The 16,400-nt window shown below is 62.7% G+C and carries 14 protein-coding genes; 3 read left to right on the top strand and 11 right to left on the bottom strand.

What is annotated here, in order from left to right; all coding sequences use genetic code 11:
* Positions 1-12: 12 nt before the first annotated feature.
* The 9 genes from DDE20_RS07815 to DDE20_RS07775 form a co-directional block, all read right to left on the bottom strand.
* Positions 13-858 (bottom strand): urease accessory protein UreD, encoded by an 846-nt coding sequence (locus DDE20_RS07815; protein WP_165814457.1) that lies wholly within the window; start codon positions 856-858, stop codon positions 13-15.
* Positions 836-1,483 carry an urease accessory protein UreF gene (locus DDE20_RS07810; protein WP_240607912.1) on the bottom strand — a complete coding sequence of 216 codons (648 nt, stop codon included), beginning with the start codon at positions 1,481-1,483 and terminating at the stop codon, positions 836-838. The genes DDE20_RS07815 and DDE20_RS07810 overlap by 23 nt, the downstream gene beginning before the upstream one ends.
* 36 nt (positions 1,484-1,519) lie before the next feature.
* Positions 1,520-3,229, bottom strand: a complete 1,710-nt coding sequence (locus DDE20_RS07805; RefSeq protein ID WP_116557931.1) for an urease subunit alpha — start codon at positions 3,227-3,229, stop codon at positions 1,520-1,522.
* On the bottom strand, positions 3,216-3,536 hold the full coding sequence (locus DDE20_RS19125) for an urease subunit beta (RefSeq protein WP_205961647.1): 321 nt from the start codon (positions 3,534-3,536) through the stop codon (positions 3,216-3,218). The genes DDE20_RS07805 and DDE20_RS19125 overlap by 14 nt, the downstream gene beginning before the upstream one ends.
* 245 nt (positions 3,537-3,781) lie before the next feature.
* Positions 3,782-4,072, bottom strand: coding sequence for an urease subunit gamma (locus tag DDE20_RS07795; RefSeq protein ID WP_417587106.1), 291 nt, complete (start codon positions 4,070-4,072; stop codon positions 3,782-3,784).
* 522 nt (positions 4,073-4,594) lie between these two features.
* Complete coding sequence (locus DDE20_RS07790; RefSeq protein WP_116557928.1) at positions 4,595-4,975, bottom strand: carboxymuconolactone decarboxylase family protein; 381 nt, start codon at positions 4,973-4,975, stop codon at positions 4,595-4,597.
* Between the two features lie 4 nt (positions 4,976-4,979).
* A complete protein-coding gene (locus tag DDE20_RS07785; RefSeq protein ID WP_116557927.1) occupies positions 4,980-6,425 on the bottom strand; it encodes an aldehyde dehydrogenase family protein in 1,446 nt (481 codons plus the stop codon).
* Between the two features lie 152 nt (positions 6,426-6,577).
* A complete protein-coding gene (locus DDE20_RS07780; RefSeq protein ID WP_116557926.1) occupies positions 6,578-7,657 on the bottom strand; it encodes an aromatic ring-hydroxylating oxygenase subunit alpha in 1,080 nt (359 codons plus the stop codon).
* Positions 7,654-8,541: a MurR/RpiR family transcriptional regulator gene (locus tag DDE20_RS07775; RefSeq protein WP_116557925.1), complete on the bottom strand. Its 888-nt coding sequence runs from the start codon at positions 8,539-8,541 to the stop codon at positions 7,654-7,656. The genes DDE20_RS07780 and DDE20_RS07775 overlap by 4 nt, the downstream gene beginning before the upstream one ends.
* Before the next feature lie 69 nt (positions 8,542-8,610).
* Between DDE20_RS07775 and DDE20_RS07770 the strand changes: the two genes are divergently transcribed.
* From DDE20_RS07770 to DDE20_RS07760, 3 genes are all read left to right on the top strand, one after another.
* Positions 8,611-11,043, top strand: coding sequence for an FAD-dependent oxidoreductase (locus tag DDE20_RS07770; RefSeq protein ID WP_116557924.1), 2,433 nt, complete (start codon positions 8,611-8,613; stop codon positions 11,041-11,043).
* A gap of 226 nt (positions 11,044-11,269) precedes the next feature.
* A complete protein-coding gene (locus DDE20_RS07765; RefSeq protein ID WP_116557923.1) occupies positions 11,270-12,373 on the top strand; it encodes a mandelate racemase/muconate lactonizing enzyme family protein in 1,104 nt (367 codons plus the stop codon).
* A 3-nt stretch (positions 12,374-12,376) separates the two neighbouring features.
* Positions 12,377-13,654 carry an aspartate aminotransferase family protein gene (locus DDE20_RS07760; RefSeq protein WP_116557922.1) on the top strand — a complete coding sequence of 426 codons (1,278 nt, stop codon included), beginning with the start codon at positions 12,377-12,379 and terminating at the stop codon, positions 13,652-13,654.
* Positions 13,655-13,692: 38 nt separating this feature from the next.
* Here DDE20_RS07760 and DDE20_RS07755 read toward each other — a convergent pair whose 3' ends face one another.
* Both DDE20_RS07755 and DDE20_RS07750 read right to left on the bottom strand, forming a co-directional pair.
* Positions 13,693-14,784, bottom strand: coding sequence for an aminomethyl transferase family protein (locus DDE20_RS07755; protein WP_116557921.1), 1,092 nt, complete (start codon positions 14,782-14,784; stop codon positions 13,693-13,695).
* A gap of 11 nt (positions 14,785-14,795) precedes the next feature.
* Complete coding sequence (locus DDE20_RS07750; RefSeq protein ID WP_116557920.1) at positions 14,796-16,346, bottom strand: trimethylamine methyltransferase family protein; 1,551 nt, start codon at positions 16,344-16,346, stop codon at positions 14,796-14,798.
* Positions 16,347-16,400 lie beyond the last annotated feature (54 nt).

The following is a 16,400-nucleotide window of genomic DNA, read 5'->3' as shown; positions in this document are numbered from 1 at the left end:
TGGTCCTTCGTATCAAATCGCCCATGGCGGGCCGAGATATTGTAAGCCTTGGGTTAACAGGTTGCGCAATTCGAGGCTGTCGGGGGCCACCGCCGCAATCGCCACGCCGGGACCGGCGAGGGGGGTGAGCACCGCCTGCGGGTGGTAAGGCTGGGCTTGCGGAGGGGCGTCCTGCCACGCGGGATCAACCGCGATCACCGAGCCGGTTGCACGCGCCGCGCCCAGCACCGCTGCGCCGTCAAACCCGGCTGCCTTGGGGCCGAATTCGAGCTGTTGATCATAGAGCGGCGCGCCATCGCGGGTGATGCGCAAGCGGCTGGTGAAATCGCCGGGCGTCTCGCCGTGGCGGCCAAGGATCATCTCTTCACGCAGGATCATCCGCGCGCTGGGCGCCAGTGAAATGCGCACTTCGTGGTGGTGGTTGCAGTGCTGCGCCGCGATGATCGGCTCGGCCCACCAGACCAAGGTCGCGCCCGCCTCGACGGTGATATTGATCGCAAACCTCGAGCGCGCGCCGCTAATCCCGGGCAAGAGCAAAAGCGCCGAAGCCTCGGTCAACACCATCGTGCTGCCGGCGCCGACATGGACATCGAAACGGTAGCCATCGCCGCCCAATGGGCCTGCGGTGCCCGCCGCCAGCATCACCCGCGCGACGCCGGGATCGCGGTGGGTCAGCGGCTCGGGGCCCTTCGGGTTGCTTTTGCGCAGCACCAAGGGCCCGTCCGAGCGCAGGTTGCCGATCTGGCTGCTGTGCCCATTGGCGGCCAACTCGCTACTCACCGAGGCATGGGCGAACATCGCGCCGATTGCCCGTGCAAGACCGCGGGGCGAGGGATCAGGAAGCAAAGAGTCGCGCATCCGCCCTCCTGTGGTGTTCGGCGGCGATATCGGCCAGCGGCGCGCTGGGCGCGGGCAGATCGGCGGGGTCGGCATCGGCGGTCTCGGCGGCGCGGCGGGCCAGATCATCCAGCGGTCCGGTGGCGCGGGCGAGGATCGCGTGCACCTCGAAGGGATCGACGCGCATCAGCTTGGCGGCGGCGGCGGCACCTGCGTTATTGTCGTGCAGGATCGCCAGCGCCGCGTCTTGCGGGCCAAGCCCCAGAACCGAGGCCGCGACCCCCATCACCAAAGGCTGGTGCGGCGCGCGGCCCAGAGCCGAGAAATAGCGGTGCGGATGAATGCTGCCCATCGCGCGCTGCAATTGCCGCCCCAGATCGCGCGAGACCTTGCGCAACTCGGGCGAGGGGATGCGGGCGTCGAATTCGGCTTCGAGTTCGGGCAGCGCGGCGAGGTCATCGCGGCTGGCGCGTGCGCAAGCCGCGGCGGCAAAGGCGGCGGCGACCAGCCCCGCGGTTTGCGCGCGGCCAGTTAGAAACGCCTCGAGATCGGCCATATTGCGCACCCGTCCCGCGATCACCGCGGGTTCCAGCCCGCCGGAATGGGCATAGCCACCGGCGGGCAGACGTCCGTCCGCGAGCAGCAACAGCGCTGCCTGTCGGCCCAGATCAACCTGTCCCATTCAGAACAGGAAGTAGCGCTGCGCCATCGGCACTTCGTCGGCGGGTTCGTGATCGGCAATCTCGCCGTCGATCTTCACCGAATAGGTGTTGGGATCGACCTCGATACGGGGCAGGGCGGTGTTTTCGGGCATATCCTCTTTGCCGCGTCCACGGGTGTTCTCGATGGCGACAAACCGGCGGCTGGTGTTGATCCGCCCGGGCAGCCCGTCGTCAATCGCCACCTGCGAGACAAAGGCCACGCTGCTGGCCCCTGCGGCGGGGGAATGGACGTTGAACCCGGTGCGCTGCATCACCGGCTGCGGCGTCGGGATCGAGGCATTGGGATCGCCCAGAGCTGCCGTCGCCACCATGCCACCGGTGAATACCGTATGCGGGCGGACGCCAAAGAGCGAGGGTTGCCACATCACGATATCGGCCTTTTTGCCCACCGCAATCGAGCCGATCTCGCGCTCGAGCCCATGCGCCACCGCCGGACAGATGGTGTATTTCGCCACATAGCGCCGCGCGCGGTTATTGTCGGCGCGGTCATCGCCCTTGGCCGAGCCGCGCAGCTTTTTCATCTGGTGCGCGGTCTGCCAAGTGCGCAGCACGGTCTCGCCGATCCGCCCCATCGCCTGCGCATCCGAGGACATGATCGAGATCGCGCCGAGATCATGCAGGATATCCTCGGCGGCAATCGTGCCGGCGCGCACGCGGCTTTCGGCAAAGGCCAGATCGTTGGGCACCTGCGGGTTCAGGTGGTGCGCGACCATCACCATGTCGAGATGCTCGGCGACGGTGTTGCGGGTGAAGGGCCGTGTCGGGTTGGTCGAGGCGGGCAGCACATTGCGCTCACCGGCAATCGAGATGATATCGGGCGCATGACCACCGCCCGCACCCTCGGTATGGAAGGCGTGGAAGGTGCGGCCATTGACCGCGCGCAACAGATCCTCAACGAAACCGGCCTCATTGAGCGTGTCCGAATGGATCGCCACCTGCACGCCGGAGTCTTCGGCCACCGAGAGGCAGGCGTCGATCACCGCCGGCGTCGCGCCCCAGTCCTCATGGACCTTGAAACCGCCGACGCCGCCGCGCAACTGCTCCCACATCGCCTCTTTGGACATGGTGTTGCCGCGGCCCAGAAACAGCACATTGACCGGCCATGGATCGAAGCCTTCAAGCATCCGCTCCATCCACCATGAGCCGGGCGTGGCCAGCGTCGCCTTGGAGCCTTCGGTCGGGCCGGTGCCGCCGCCGGTGACTGTGGTGATGCCGGAGGCGAGCGCGATCTGCATCATCTGCGGGCCGACGAAATGCACATGGGTATCAATCGCACCGGCGGTGGCAATCAGCCCGTTACCGGCCATGATCTCGGTCGAGGGGCCGATCACCAGCGCCGGATCAATACCGTCCATCGTGTCAGGGTTGCCGGATTTGCCGATGCCGACAATGCGCCCGTCGCGGATGCCGATATCGGCCTTGATGATGCCCCAGTGATCAAGGATCACCGCGCCGGTGATCACCAGATCGGGGGTGCCTTGGGCGCGGGTCTGCCCCGATTGTCCCATAGATTCACGGATCGATTTGCCGCCGCCAAAGACCGATTCATCGCCGCCGCCCGAGAGATCCTCTTCGACTTCGATGGTCAGGCAGGTGTCGGCAAGGCGGATGCGGTCGCCCTTGGTCGGCCCGTAAGAGGCCACATATTCGCGGCGATCAATTCTTTGCATTGTCCAACTCCCCTTTGCACAGCCCGCGCAGCCCCAAAACGATGCGTTTGCCCCTGATCGGCACGAGGCTGACTTCGGCCACCGCGCCCGGCTCGAAGCGTTCCGCCCCGCCCGAAAGCACCGCCAGCCGCTTGCCCCATGCCGCCTCGCGGTCGAACTCCAGCGCGGCGTTCACTTCGGCGAAATGGAAATGCGAGCCGATCTGGATCGGCCGGTCCGAGGTGTTGGACACCCGCAAAGTGGTGACCTCTAGTCCCTCATTGATGATCACATCGCCCTCGCCATAGAGGATCTCGCCGGGGATCATCGGTGCGGCATTGATATCGAGTGGTTCTTTCGACTGGCGGCGTGGCGCCTGCCGCGCGCCGCCACCGGCGCGGCGCGGGGTGCTGGGCGCGCTGAAGCCAGAGGATTTGGTCTGTCCGGGCGATTCCGAGCTGGTCTGGTCATAATCGCGGCCCGGATCATCGGTCTCATGGCGCGGGATATCGTCTTCGAAACTGTCCTTGATCGATTGCGACAGCAGTTCGGCAAAAGGGTTCAGCTTGCGGGTCATCTGATCGGCTCCATCACTGTCACAAGTTTGGTTCCGTCGGGGAATGTGGCCTCGACCTGAATCTGGGCGATCATCTCGGGGACGCCCTCCATCACATCGTCGCGGGTCAGAACATTGCGGCCCCATTCCATCAGATCGGTCACGGTTTCGCCGTCGCGCGCGCCTTCGAGCAGAAATGACGTCAGCAGCGCGGTCGCCTCGGGAAGGTTGAGCTTAAGCCCTCGCTCCTTGCGTTCCAGAGCGAGCTTTCCGGCCGTGTAGACCATGAGCCGCTCCTGTTCATGCATGCTGAATAACATCAATGCCCTCCGTAGATTATGACCGACGATATCGCGGTAGCTTTACAGAGCGATGGCGCAATGTCATCAATTCGATGCAGGTTCCGCGTGGATATGCGGTTGAATTTACGGTGATGTTGCGACGGGTTGATTTACGGCCCGGCGCTACAGGTGCACGGGCTGCCGGTGCCCGAATCGAGCGCTAACGGTCATGTTGGTTGCGGGTTGGGCAGGGAGGTGCCGCGCTGCGGCGTCAGAGTGGGGTATCGGGCGCACGTCGCCCCGCGGCCCGCCGCGCTCTGGTGAGCAGTTGGCGCGGGCGAGAGTGCGACGGGGGCAGGGGCTTCGTCACAGCTTCAACGCTCCGATCGGTGCGTGTCATCACCGCTTGGCCTATGGAATTTAGAGCGGACCGAGTGCGAAGGGTGCGGCGGCGTGAGCTTTGGCCTCAGCCAAACTCTGCGCCCAGCCGCAATCCGGCGCCTCAGCGCGTTGTGTCAATGTCTCAAAAGGCGCGTGGTTCAGGGCGGGTTAAGGTGCCTCGAGAACCTTGCGGGCCACGCGGAAACACTCGAGCGCTTGCGGGACGCCGCAATAGATGCCGATGACGTGGATAATTGCGCGGATTTCATCCTGAGTGACGCCGTTGTTGATCGCGCCGCGGCAATGGATTTCCCATTCGTGCATCTTGCCCAAGGCGCCGATCATCGACAGGTTCATCATCGAGCGGGTCTTGGCGTCGATCACATCATCGCCCCAGCCAAAGCCCCAACACCACGCCGTCATCGCTTCTTGAAACGGGCGGGTAAACTCATCTGCCGCGGCGAGGTTCTTTTCGACATATTCCGCGCCCAGCGTCGATTTGCGTTGCTCCAGCCCCTTGAGGAACAGGTCTTCATCAAATGCGCTCATCTTTTCAGCCCCTTAGTCTGATTGCGACGTTTTTGGTCTGCACGTAGTTCCACAGCGCCTCGCGGCCCTTTTCGCGACCATAGCCTGATTTGCCATAGCCGCCGAAGGGCGTTTCGACCCCGCCGGCATACCATTCGTTGACAAACACCTGCCCCGCGCGCAGCCGCCGTGCGGCGCTGGTGGCGCGGTCCAGATTGCGGGTGAAGACGCCGCCGACCAGCCCGTAGGGTGTCCCGTTGGCGATGCGAATGGCCTCTTCATCGGTGGAAAACCTCAGAACCGACAGCACCGGTCCAAAGACCTCTTCATTGGCGATGGTCATATCGGGGGTGACACCGCTGACGATGGTGGGTTCAAGAAATGCCCCCGCTCGGTTCAACTTGTGACCGCCGGTGGCCACATGGGCCCCCTGCGCTTGCGCGTCACTGACCATTCGGGCGGCGCGGTCGCGTTGGGGTTCGGAGACCATCGCGCCCATGGTGGGGCCGAACTCCGGCTGTTCGATACCGGGTTTCACCGTCAGCGATTGCGCCACGCCGACCATGCGCTCGACCAGCGCGTCATGCAGGCTCTCATGGACGATCACCCGGCTCATCGCCGAGCAAACTTGACCTGCGTTAAAGTAGATCCCCCAGCGAACATCGGTCTCGAAGGCGTCGAGATCGGCGTCATCATGGACAATCGCGGCGGATTTGCCGCCAAGCTCCAACACGCAGGGCACCACATTTAGGGCCGCGGCGCTGGCAATCGCCACCCCTGTCGGCACCGATCCGGTGAAGACGATCTGGTTGACATGCGGGTGCGCCGAGAGCGCGGCGCCGGCCTCATGGCCCCAGCCGCAGAGGATATTCACTGCCCCTGCGGGAAATCCGGCGGCCTCGGCGGCGCTGGCAAACCAGGCGATGCTCAGCGGGGTAAGTTCGGGGGATTTGATCACACAGGTGTTGCCCGTGGCCAGCGCTGCCGAGAGCGAGCGGGCGGTCATCTCGACCGGATAATTCCACGGAATGATCTGCGCCGAGACGCCGAAGGGCTCATAGAGGGTGAAATCGAAATAGTCTTTACCAAGCGGGATCGAGCGGCCCTCAACCGTCTCGGCCTGATTGCCGTAGTATTCGAAATACCGCGCGGCGCCTTCCACCTCGATGCGAGCCTCCCAGAGCGGCTTGCCCTGTTCCAAGGTCAAAACCGGCGCAATCTGGTCGATATGCTCCAGCAGATAGCGGCCCATCGCCTGCACCATCCGCCCGCGCTCGACCGGGCGCAGGTCCGATAGGGCGCCTGAGTGATGCAGGCGGGTGGCGGCCATCACCGCGCGGTCCACATCGCCTGCATCCGCAAGCGCCTGTTCGGCCAGTTTTTCACCGGCTCCGGGGTTGATGATATCCACCCGCCCCGCGCCGCCATCGACCCAAGCGCCGTCAATATAGTTTTGCCAATAGGTTTTCATGCAGGTCTAGTCCGAGGTTAGAGAGGATTGTCATACGGTGTCTCGCGTTGATGGGCGCGGCCCAAATATCAGCCGAGACAGGATATCGGTGCAATCGCGGGGTCAAGGCCGTCGGCCGTCCAAGCGGCGAGGGGCGTCCCAGCCTCGCGCAGTCACCCATCAATCGCCTCGCGCATCCAAGCCTGCAGATGCATCACCGGATGCTCCGAGTTCACCCCGCCGCAAGGGTCCACCACCAATGGGCCCGGCCTGTAGCCGCGAGACCTAAGGCCGCGTTGGACGCTCTCGACCAGCCGGATGTCTTCGGCAACTGTGGTTTGGCGGTCCTGCACTGCCAGCTGGCGGATTTTCTCGTCATCGATCCCGTCAACCGAATACCAACCGCGCCACACCACCACATGATCGGCATCAACCGCGCGCCAGTGGTAGGTGTTCAGCACATTGCCCGGATAGACCTGAAACGAGAACATCGGCCAGAGGAACCAGCTAGAATACTCGTATTGATGGGCAAAGCCGGAATTCACACGATAGGTCATGCGCTCGAGGCTTTGGCATTCGGTGGTGTGGCGCAAGCATTTGCCCTGTGGCTGGATGTCATAGGTCTCGGGTTTGACCACGCCGCTGGAAAAGGTCGAATGGTTCAACGCGCAATGGTAGCATTCCGAGTAATTCTCGACCGAGACCTTCCAGTTGCAGTTTTCGGGGATATCCACCCATTCTAACGGTTTCAGTTTGGCCCAATTGGGCACCCATTCCTCAAGTTCGGCGCGGGCGTTGGGAAACCATTCCTCCATCGGTGCGGCCTCGGGGTCGAGGTTGACGAAGACAAAGCCGAGGAACTCTTCGGCGCGCACTTCGTTGAGGCAGATGGTTGATTTATCGAAGCCTTCGACGGCGTTGATATTGGGGGCCGCGCGCAACTCGCCGCTCAGTTCGTAGGTCCAGGCGTGATAGGGGCAGACCACCACGCGGGTGGTGCCGGTGCCGCTGACCAATTGATGCGCGCGGTGCTGGCAGACGTTGTAAAAGACGCGGATCTTGTCGTCGCGCCCACGGATCGCAAACAGGCTTTCTCCGGCGATTTCAAAGGTTGAATAGTCGCCGGTCTTGGCCAGTTCCGAGGCGTGACAACCAAATTGCCACGTCTGCGCCAAAAGCCCCGCAGTTTCCAGTTTGAACACCTGCGGGTCGGTGTAATACCGCGCGGCCAAGGATCTGATGGGTTCGGTCATTTGTCCTCCGCATAGTAAAGGCCAAGCTGGTGGCGGCGTTTGTGGAACGTCTCGACCCGCTGGGGGATTTCATCGCTGGCGACCGCAATCACGAAAGACAAAAGCGTTTCCAGCAGCGCGATGATGCCGACCGATGACGGAAAGAACTGCGGCGTGTCGACGGAGACGACAAACCCGTGATCGGCCATGCGAATGATCGGGCTGGCGGGGCTGTCGGAGAGGGCGACGATGGTCAGGCCCTGTTCCTTTGCGATCGACACCGCCTCGACAACTTCCGAGCGGTAGGGTTTGCAGGTGATGGCGATCAGGATGTCTTGATCATCCGCCCAAGCGAGGTCATCCACCGGTGTCGATCCAGAGCGGGGGATCGCGTGAAATTCGGTCATGCCGGTGGAGGCCAGATAGGTGAAATTGCGCGCGACCGAGTTGTTCACCCCGACGCCCAGCGTAAACACCCGCCGCGCTTTCCAGATGGCATCGGCGGCGGTCTTCAGGTCCTCCGTCGAGATCGCGGCGAATGTGTCCTCGATATTGGACATCACATCGCGCACCATATCGGCGTAAAGCCCGCCAAGATCGCCCGATTTGGAAATGTCCTGCAGCCAGCGCGCGCGGTCCGGGAAATCCGCCGCACCACTGCGAATCGCGTCGCGGAACGGTGCGCGGAAATCCTCATAGCCCTCGAACCCCACCTGCCGTGCCATGCGCACCACGGTGTTGGGCTTCACCTTTGCCGCCAGCGCGATTTCGCGCACCGTGGACACCCCCACATCGCGGGGGTTTTCCAGCACATAGGTGGCCGCTTTGCGCGCCTCGGGGGTGAGGTCCGACAGCTCATCGGCAAGACGGTCCAGAATCGTTTTTGATACATTTGTCGCATTCATGATTGACGATGGTATATTTGTCCTCTTAGCCTGTCGAGAGGAAATACAACTCATGTAAAGGATCATCCCGTGGCCTCTGAATTTCCAACCACAGCGCGTGTTGTTATCGTCGGGGGCGGCGTGATGGGCGTGGGTCTTGCCTATCATCTGGGCCATGAGGGCTGGGGCGCTGACACGGTTTTGCTGGAAAAAGCAGAGCTCACCTCCGGCAGCACTTGGCACGCCGCCGGACAGATCACCCATTCGACCTCGAGCTATGGCTTGGGCAAATGCGTCGATTACAACATCGGCCTGTATTCCGGCGCGCTTGAGGCGGAAACCGGCCAGCCCGTGTCATGGCACGGCTGCGGCTCGTTCCGGCTGGCCTATACGCAAGACGAGATGGATTGGCTGCGGCACACGCTGTCGGTCGGGCGCGCGCTGGGCTTCAACATCGAACTGGTCGGCCCGGATCGGGTCGCTGCACTGCACCCGTTCTACAATCTCGACGGCGTATTGGGCGCGCTGCACACGCCCGATGACGGCCATGTGGATCCGACCAATGTAACGATGGCAATGGCCGCGGGCGCGCGACAAAAAGGCGTCAGGATCATCCGGCAATGCCGCGCCACCAACATCACGCAACTGCCCTCAGGTGAGTGGCAGGTCGAGACCGACAAGGGCACGATTCTTTGCGAACATGTGGTTAACGCGGGCGGCACCTATGCGCGGCAAATGGGGGAATGGTCGGGGCTGCAACTGCCGATGACCTCGATGACCCACCATTACTTTGTCACCGAGCCCGTTCCCGAATTCGCGGCGCTGGACACGGAACTGCCGGTCATTCGCGACGACAAAAAAGTCTCCGGCTACATCCGCATGGAGCAAAAGCGCGGGCTGATCGGGATTTATGAAAAAGAGAACCCGAACTCGGTCTGGCACGATCATTGCCCGTGGGAGTATGAAAACTGGCTGTTCGACGCCGATTACGACCGCGTCATGCCCTATCTTGAGGAAAGCCTGAACCGCATGCCGATCTTTGCGGAGCTCGGCATCCAGCGCGAGGTCCACGGCGCAATCTCGCATCCGCCGGATGGCAACCCGCTGATCGGTCCGGCGCCGGGCGTGCGCAATTACTGGTGCTGCTGCGGCACGCAGATCGGCATTGGCTGGGGTCCGGGGCTGACACGCGAGCTGGCGCGCTGGATGGTGCATGGGGCGGCGGATATTTCCATGCGCGACTATGACCCTCGCCGCTTTGGCAGCTATGCCACCAAGGGTTGGCAGGTGGTCAAAGCCGAGGAAGACTATTGCCTGCGCCATGAAATCCCCTTCCCGCATTTCAACCGATTGGCCGGGCGGCCCGTCAAACCCTCGCCGTTGCATGAGTTGCTGAAATCCAAAGGCGCGGTTCATGAAGAGGTATACGGGTTTGAACGCCCCCGCTTTTTCGCCCGTGGCATCGCGCAAGAGGATCACTATTCCTTCAACCGCACACCCGTCGATGATCTGGTCGCCGCCGAAGTGAAAGCGGTGCGCGAGGCGGTCGGCATCGTCGATGTCACCGCGTTCACCAAGGTTCTGGTCGAGGGGCCGGATGCTTTTGCGCTGCTGGATCGTCTGACCGCCAACCGTATGCCGCAGAAGGTCGGCTCGATCAAGCTGACCCATATGCTCAACCGCGCCGGGCGGATCGAGTTGGAAACGACCATTGTGCGAATGGCCGAGGATGCGTTTTATCTCGTGTGTGCGGCCTTCTTTGAACAGCGCCTGCTCGACCATCTCAACCAGCACCGCGCAGGCGAGGAGGTCGCGATCACCGCCCTGTCCTCGGACTGGTCGGCGCTGGCGATAAACGGGCCAAAGGCGCGCGACGTGCTCGCCGCCTGCACCGAGGCTGATCTGTCCAACGCCGGCTTCCGCTGGCTGTCTGCGCAGCAGATCACCGTGGCGGGCCATGACATCTGGGCGCTGCGCATGTCCTACGCCGGTGAATTGGGATGGGAGTTCCATATGCCAAACAGCGCCTGTCTGGACGTCTATAACGCGCTCTGGGCGGCGGGCGAAGCATTGGGCATCACGGACTACGGGTCCTTCGCGATGAATGCGATGCGGATGGAAAAGGGCTTCAAAGGCGCAGGCGAGTTGACCAACGAAGTCACCTTGGCCGAGGCCGATGTGCTGCGCTTTGCCCGCACCGACAAGGAGTATCTGGGCCGTGATGAAACGCTCAATTCCGACTTGCGGTGGGTCTGCGCCTATCTGGAAATCGAGCCGGACGGCAAGGCGGATGGCCACGGCGGCGAGGCGGTGATGTTGGAGGGCGAGGTCGTCGGTGCAACTGCATCGGTGGCATTCGGGCCGAGCGTCGGGAAAATACTGGCCTTTGCCTATATCAAACCCGAGGCCGCCAAGCCTGACACGGCGCTTGAGGTGGTGATCCACGGCGCGCCGCGCCGCGCCCGCGTGCTCGGCGAACCCGCCTATGACCCGCAAAGCCTGAAGCCGAGGGTGGATGCATGATTTTGCCAGATAGGCTGAACGCCCCAGGCAGCTTGGCGCGGGGTGACCATGAGCAAATGTCATTGCGGCATGCATGGCCTTGCCCGACGCCTGCCGTGGATGCGCTCTCGATCCGCCATGGCACCCGCGGCGCGCTCAGCGGGCCCGCGCGGCTGCACATGCGCCTAAACACCGCGCCGGGTCTTCATCCCGAGGCAAAGGCGCCGGACAATCCGGGGGCCTGTCGATGAAGGTCAATCGCATCACCCTGTGGTCCGTCGATCTGACCAGCCATGACACCTACTATATGGCCGAAGGCAAAACCTGCGACACGGTCAAAACCCACGTGCTGTGTCTGGACACCGATACCGGCCTGAAAGGCTGGGGCGAGGTGTGCCCGATCCCACATTACCTGCCCGCCTTTGCCGATGGTGTGCCAAGCGCACTTCAGGACATGGCGCCCGAAATCCTTGGCACCACGCCATTGGGGATTGATGCGCCGATGCGCAAACTGGACGGGTTTTTGCAAGGGCATCTGCACGCGAAATCCATCGTCGATATGGCGCTTTGGGATCTCTATGGAAAGGTCACAGGGCTGCCCCTCTATGCCCTGTTGGGCGGGCGCAGCTGCCGTGACATGCCGCTCTATCATTCGATCACCTGCATCGCGCCAGAGGACATGGCGCGGATCGCCAAAGAGGCTTATGCCACTGGCATTCGCCAGTTTCAGGTCAAGCTGGGTGCCGATGCCGATTGGCAGGCAGACGCCGAACGCCTGATCCGCGTGCGCGAGGCGGTGGGCTACGGGCCATTGGTTTACGGCGATTGGAATTGCGGTGCCACAAAGCTGCAGGCCACCCGCACCGGTCGCGCGGTGGCGGATCGTGACATCATGCTGGAACAACCCTGCAAGTCGCTCGAAGACTGCGCGGCGGTCAGGCAAGCAACCGGATTGCCGATGAAGATTGACGAAAGCGCCTATGATCTCGCGTCCCTGATGCGCGCCGCCGAGTTGGGCGTGCTGGATGCTGTGGCGCTCAAGCTGTCCAAGTTCGGCGGCCTGTCAGCGATGCGACGCGCGCGGGACCTGGCCCTGCATCTGGGCGCGGAAATCTGCGCGGAATGCACATGGGGATCGGATATTGTCACCGCCGCCGCGCTGCATTTCGCCGCCTCAACGCCGCAGGCGGCATTGCTCAACACCTGTGATCTGTCGTCCTATGTCTCGCCAAGGATCGCGCCGGATTGCCCCACCCGCAAGATGGGCCGCATCGCCCCGCCCGAGGGCGCGGGGCTGGGCGTGACACCTGACATGGATATTCTCGGCCCGCCTATTCTAGAACTGGATTAAGACATGCAGAAACTGACCTCTCAATCCGAATGGATCGCCCGCGCGCAGGCGGTTTTGCCCGCCGGTGGCTTTGGCAATTTCGACCCCGATATCATCATTGCGCGTGGCGAGGGCAGCCGCGTCTGGGATGAAGACGGGCAGGAATATATCGACTATCTGATCGGCTCCGGCCCGATGCTTTTGGGGCATGGCCACCCCGAGGTCATCGAGGCCGTTCTCGAACAGCTTCCCAAGGGCATGACGTTTTTTGCCAATAACGCCAAAGGGATTGCACTGGCCGAGGCGATCGTCGAGGCCGTGCCCTGCTGCGAGCAGGTCCGGTTTGTCGCGTCCGGCGGCGAGGCCGATATGTATGCCATCCGCCTCGCCCGCGCCTATACCGGCCGCACCAAGATCCTGAAGTTCGAGGGCGGCTATCACGGGATGAGCGCCGAAGCGCAGATGAGCCTCGCGCCCGCAACCCGCGTGAATTTTCCGCAAGCGGTGCCGGACAGCGCGGGCATTCCCCAAAGCGTCGCCGATCAGATGCTGATCGCGCCCTATAATGATCTGGCGGCGGTCGAGGCGCTGCTGGCCGAGCATGATGACATCGCCGCGATCATTGCCGAGCCTTTGCAACGGATCATCGCGCCCGAACCCGGCTATCTGCAAGGGCTGCGCGATCTGTGTGACCGATACCATGTGTTGCTGATCTTTGACGAGATCGTAACCGGCTTTCGTCTGGCTTACGGCGGCGCGCAGGAGCGCTACGGCGTGACCCCCGACATCTGCACATTGGGCAAAATCATCGGCGGCGGCTTTCCTCTGGCAGCCCTTGGGGCGAGCGCCGAAATCATGCGGCATTTTGACAAATCCGTGGTCGGCGCTGACAAATGGCTGATGCAGCTTGGCACGCTGTCTGGAAACCCGGTGGCGGCGGCGGCGGGGCTCAAGACGATGGAAGTGCTGCGCCGCGATGGGAGCTATGACAGGCTGCGTGCTATCGGTAGAACCCTGCAAGACATGCAAACATCCGCCCTGTCAGACGCCGGAATCGCGCATCAGATTTGCGGCGATGAAACGCTTTTCGACATTGTTTTCACGCAATCCCCCTGTCGCGATTACCGAAGCGCGCGTCACGACGACCCGCAACGCAACGCGCTTTACAACAGGGTGCTGCGCGCCAATGGCGTGTTCAAATCGCCGGGCAAGCTTTACCCGTCTTTGGCCGTCACCAATGACGATCTGGACCAAACCAAAGCCGCCGTTCTGGCCGCCGTTCAGGCGATCAGCGCGGGGTAAATCGCGCCTCGCTGCAATGCAGGCACGATACGCGGCAATCAAGCATGTGTGCGTGATTTCTGGGGGTCGTAGATCGGGCTTTGAACCACGGTTGCGGTGGTGGTGATCCCACCGCCGTTCAGGTCCAGAATACTGCCCAGCGCAATATCCGGTTTGATATGCGCCAAGGCCAAGGACTTGCCCAGCCGGTGCGAGTAACACGGGCTGTTGACCACCCCGACCTCGACCCCGTCCATTGACAGCACCTCGCCCCCCGCGACCATATCCGCGTGATCAATGTCCAGACAAACGTTGGCCACAGCGGGCGCGCCCTTGGCCGCAAGCACCGCAGATTTGCCGCGAAACGCGCCTTTGCTCTTGCCGATAGTAAAGCCAAGACCAACCTCCCACGGGGTGTTGTCCTCGCTCATGTCATAGCCGTAAAACAACAGCCCCGCCTCGATCCGCAGCTTGTCGAGCGCGGTGAACGAACAAGGCATGACACCGGCCTGCACCAGCCGATCCCAAATCTCGCCGATCACCCTGCCATCGGCAAAAATCTCGTAGCCGCGTTCGCCGGAATAGCCGGTGCGCGATATCCGGCAGGGATGACCGAAGAGCCGCGTGGCCGCATGGTCAAAATAGGCCAGCCTCGCCAGATCCATATCGCAATGGGCGTTCAGAATATCCAGCGCCGCCGGACCCTGCACCGACAGATCGTGCAAATCATCGGTAAACTCTACCGAGACATCGCGGCCTTGTGCCGAGGCCTCAAGCAGTGCCATCGTATCGCCCGACCCGTGTACGATCATCCATTCATCGCCGCCGTTGTTCGACACGATCGCGTCGTCGGCGATGCCGCCCTGCTCGGTCAACACGCATGTATATGTGGCCTTGCCGGGCACGAGTTTGGTCATGTCGCGGGTGGTCAGATGATCGAGAACCGCCTGCGCCTCGGGGCCGCGCACAAAGACCTTCTTGAGCGGCGACATATCGAACATCCCCGCGCGCTCACGCACCGCATCATGTTCGTCATTGGGGGCGCTGTCATAGCTCCATGCGGTGCCCATCCCGTTCCAGTCTTCCAGCCCCGATCCAAGGGCAATGTGGCGCGACGCAAGCGCCGAGCTGCGGCTGAGGTCTTCGGTCATATCTGCTCCTTCTAATACCATTCATCGGGCATCGAGGCTTTGCGCTCGGCCACGAAAGCGGTCAGGGCGCTATGGATTGCCTCATCCATGGCGGGTTGCTGGTAATCGGCCAGCATCTTTTGCCACAGGGCGGTGGCGCGGTGATCGGCGGTCTTGGCGCCGTTCTCCTGCCAGGTCTCGAACGCGCCGCCCTCGGGTACTGCGGGGGCGAAATTGGCCGTCGTGTAATGGCGCAAAGTATGCGCGGTCGAGAGAAAATTCTGGCCGGGTCCGGTTTCCAGATAGGCATCACGGCCAAAGGCCTCCTCCTCGGTGCCAAAGCCCTGCAACAGCTTTAGCATCGCGCCGCAATGATCGAGATCGAGCACGAATTTCTCATAAGACATCACCAGCCCACCCTCGAGCCAGCCCGCCGCGTGCCACACCTGATGCGCCCCCGACAGCAGCGTGGACCACATGGCACCGGCGCTGTCCTGCATCGCTTGCGCATCGGGGGCATTCGACGCGGTGATCTGCCCGCCGCCTGCACGCACCGGAACCCCCAGACGGCGGCCCAATTGCGCGATCGCCATGGTGGTCATATTCGCCTCGGGCGATCCAAAGGTCAGCGCGCCCGAGCGCAGGTTCATCGTTGAATGGAAGCTGCCGAACACCACCGGGCAGCCCTTGCGCACAAGCTGCGTCAGGGCGATGCCGACCATCGCTTCGGCCAGAGTTTGCGCGGCAACCGCCGCCGGTGACAAAGGCCCCATGGCGCCGGCAAAAATCGCCGGCGAGACGCAGACGCATTGATTGGCTGCCGCATAGACCCGCAGTGCCCCCGACATCGTGTGATCGTAAACCAGCGGCGAGTTGACGTTGATATTCGCCTGCATCACCGCATGCCTGCTCATGAAACCGGCGCCAAACACCAGCCGCGCCATCTCGATACTGTCCTGCGCGCGCTCCACCGCGGTGACGCTCCCCATAAACGGCTTGTCCGACAGCGTCAGATGGGCCAGCACCATATCCAGATGGCGTTTGTTGACCGCAATATCCGTCGGCTCCACCACCGTTCCGCCCGAATGGTGCAGGTTCGGCGCCGCATAGGTGAGTTTTACGAAGTTGTGGAAATCCTCAAGGGTCGCATAGCGCCGCCCGCGCTCGAGATCCGACACGAAGGGCGAACCATAGCCCGGCATCAGCACCACATCATCGCCGCCAAGGGTGACGGTGTTCTTGGGATTGCGCGCATGCAGCCGGAACTGTCGCGGCGCAGTCGCACAGAGCGCGCGCACAAGCCCCGGCTCGAACCTGACCCGTGTGCCCTCGACCTGCGCACCCGCCGCCGCAAACAGATCTAGCGCGGTCTGGTCATCGTGAAACTCGATGCCGATGTTGTGCAGGATCCAGTCCGCCTGATCCTCGATCCGGCGCAGGGCCGCGTCATCAAGCATCGCATATGCGGGGATCTTGCGCCGGTGGTAGATCGGGCTTTCAAACGGTGCATTATGGCGCGCCAATCGTCCCCGCCGCGTGTTGTGTCGCTTGGTAATATGCGTTGAAGCGTCAAGATTTTCCAACCCAATACCTCCTCAATTTCCCCGTAACGGCACTATTGGCTAGGAATTCATCAC

Source organism: Pararhodobacter oceanensis (assembly GCF_003076755.1).
Taxonomy (GTDB): Bacteria; Pseudomonadota; Alphaproteobacteria; order Rhodobacterales; family Rhodobacteraceae; genus Pararhodobacter; species Pararhodobacter oceanensis.
This window is presented reverse-complemented; position numbering and strand designations above follow the sequence as displayed.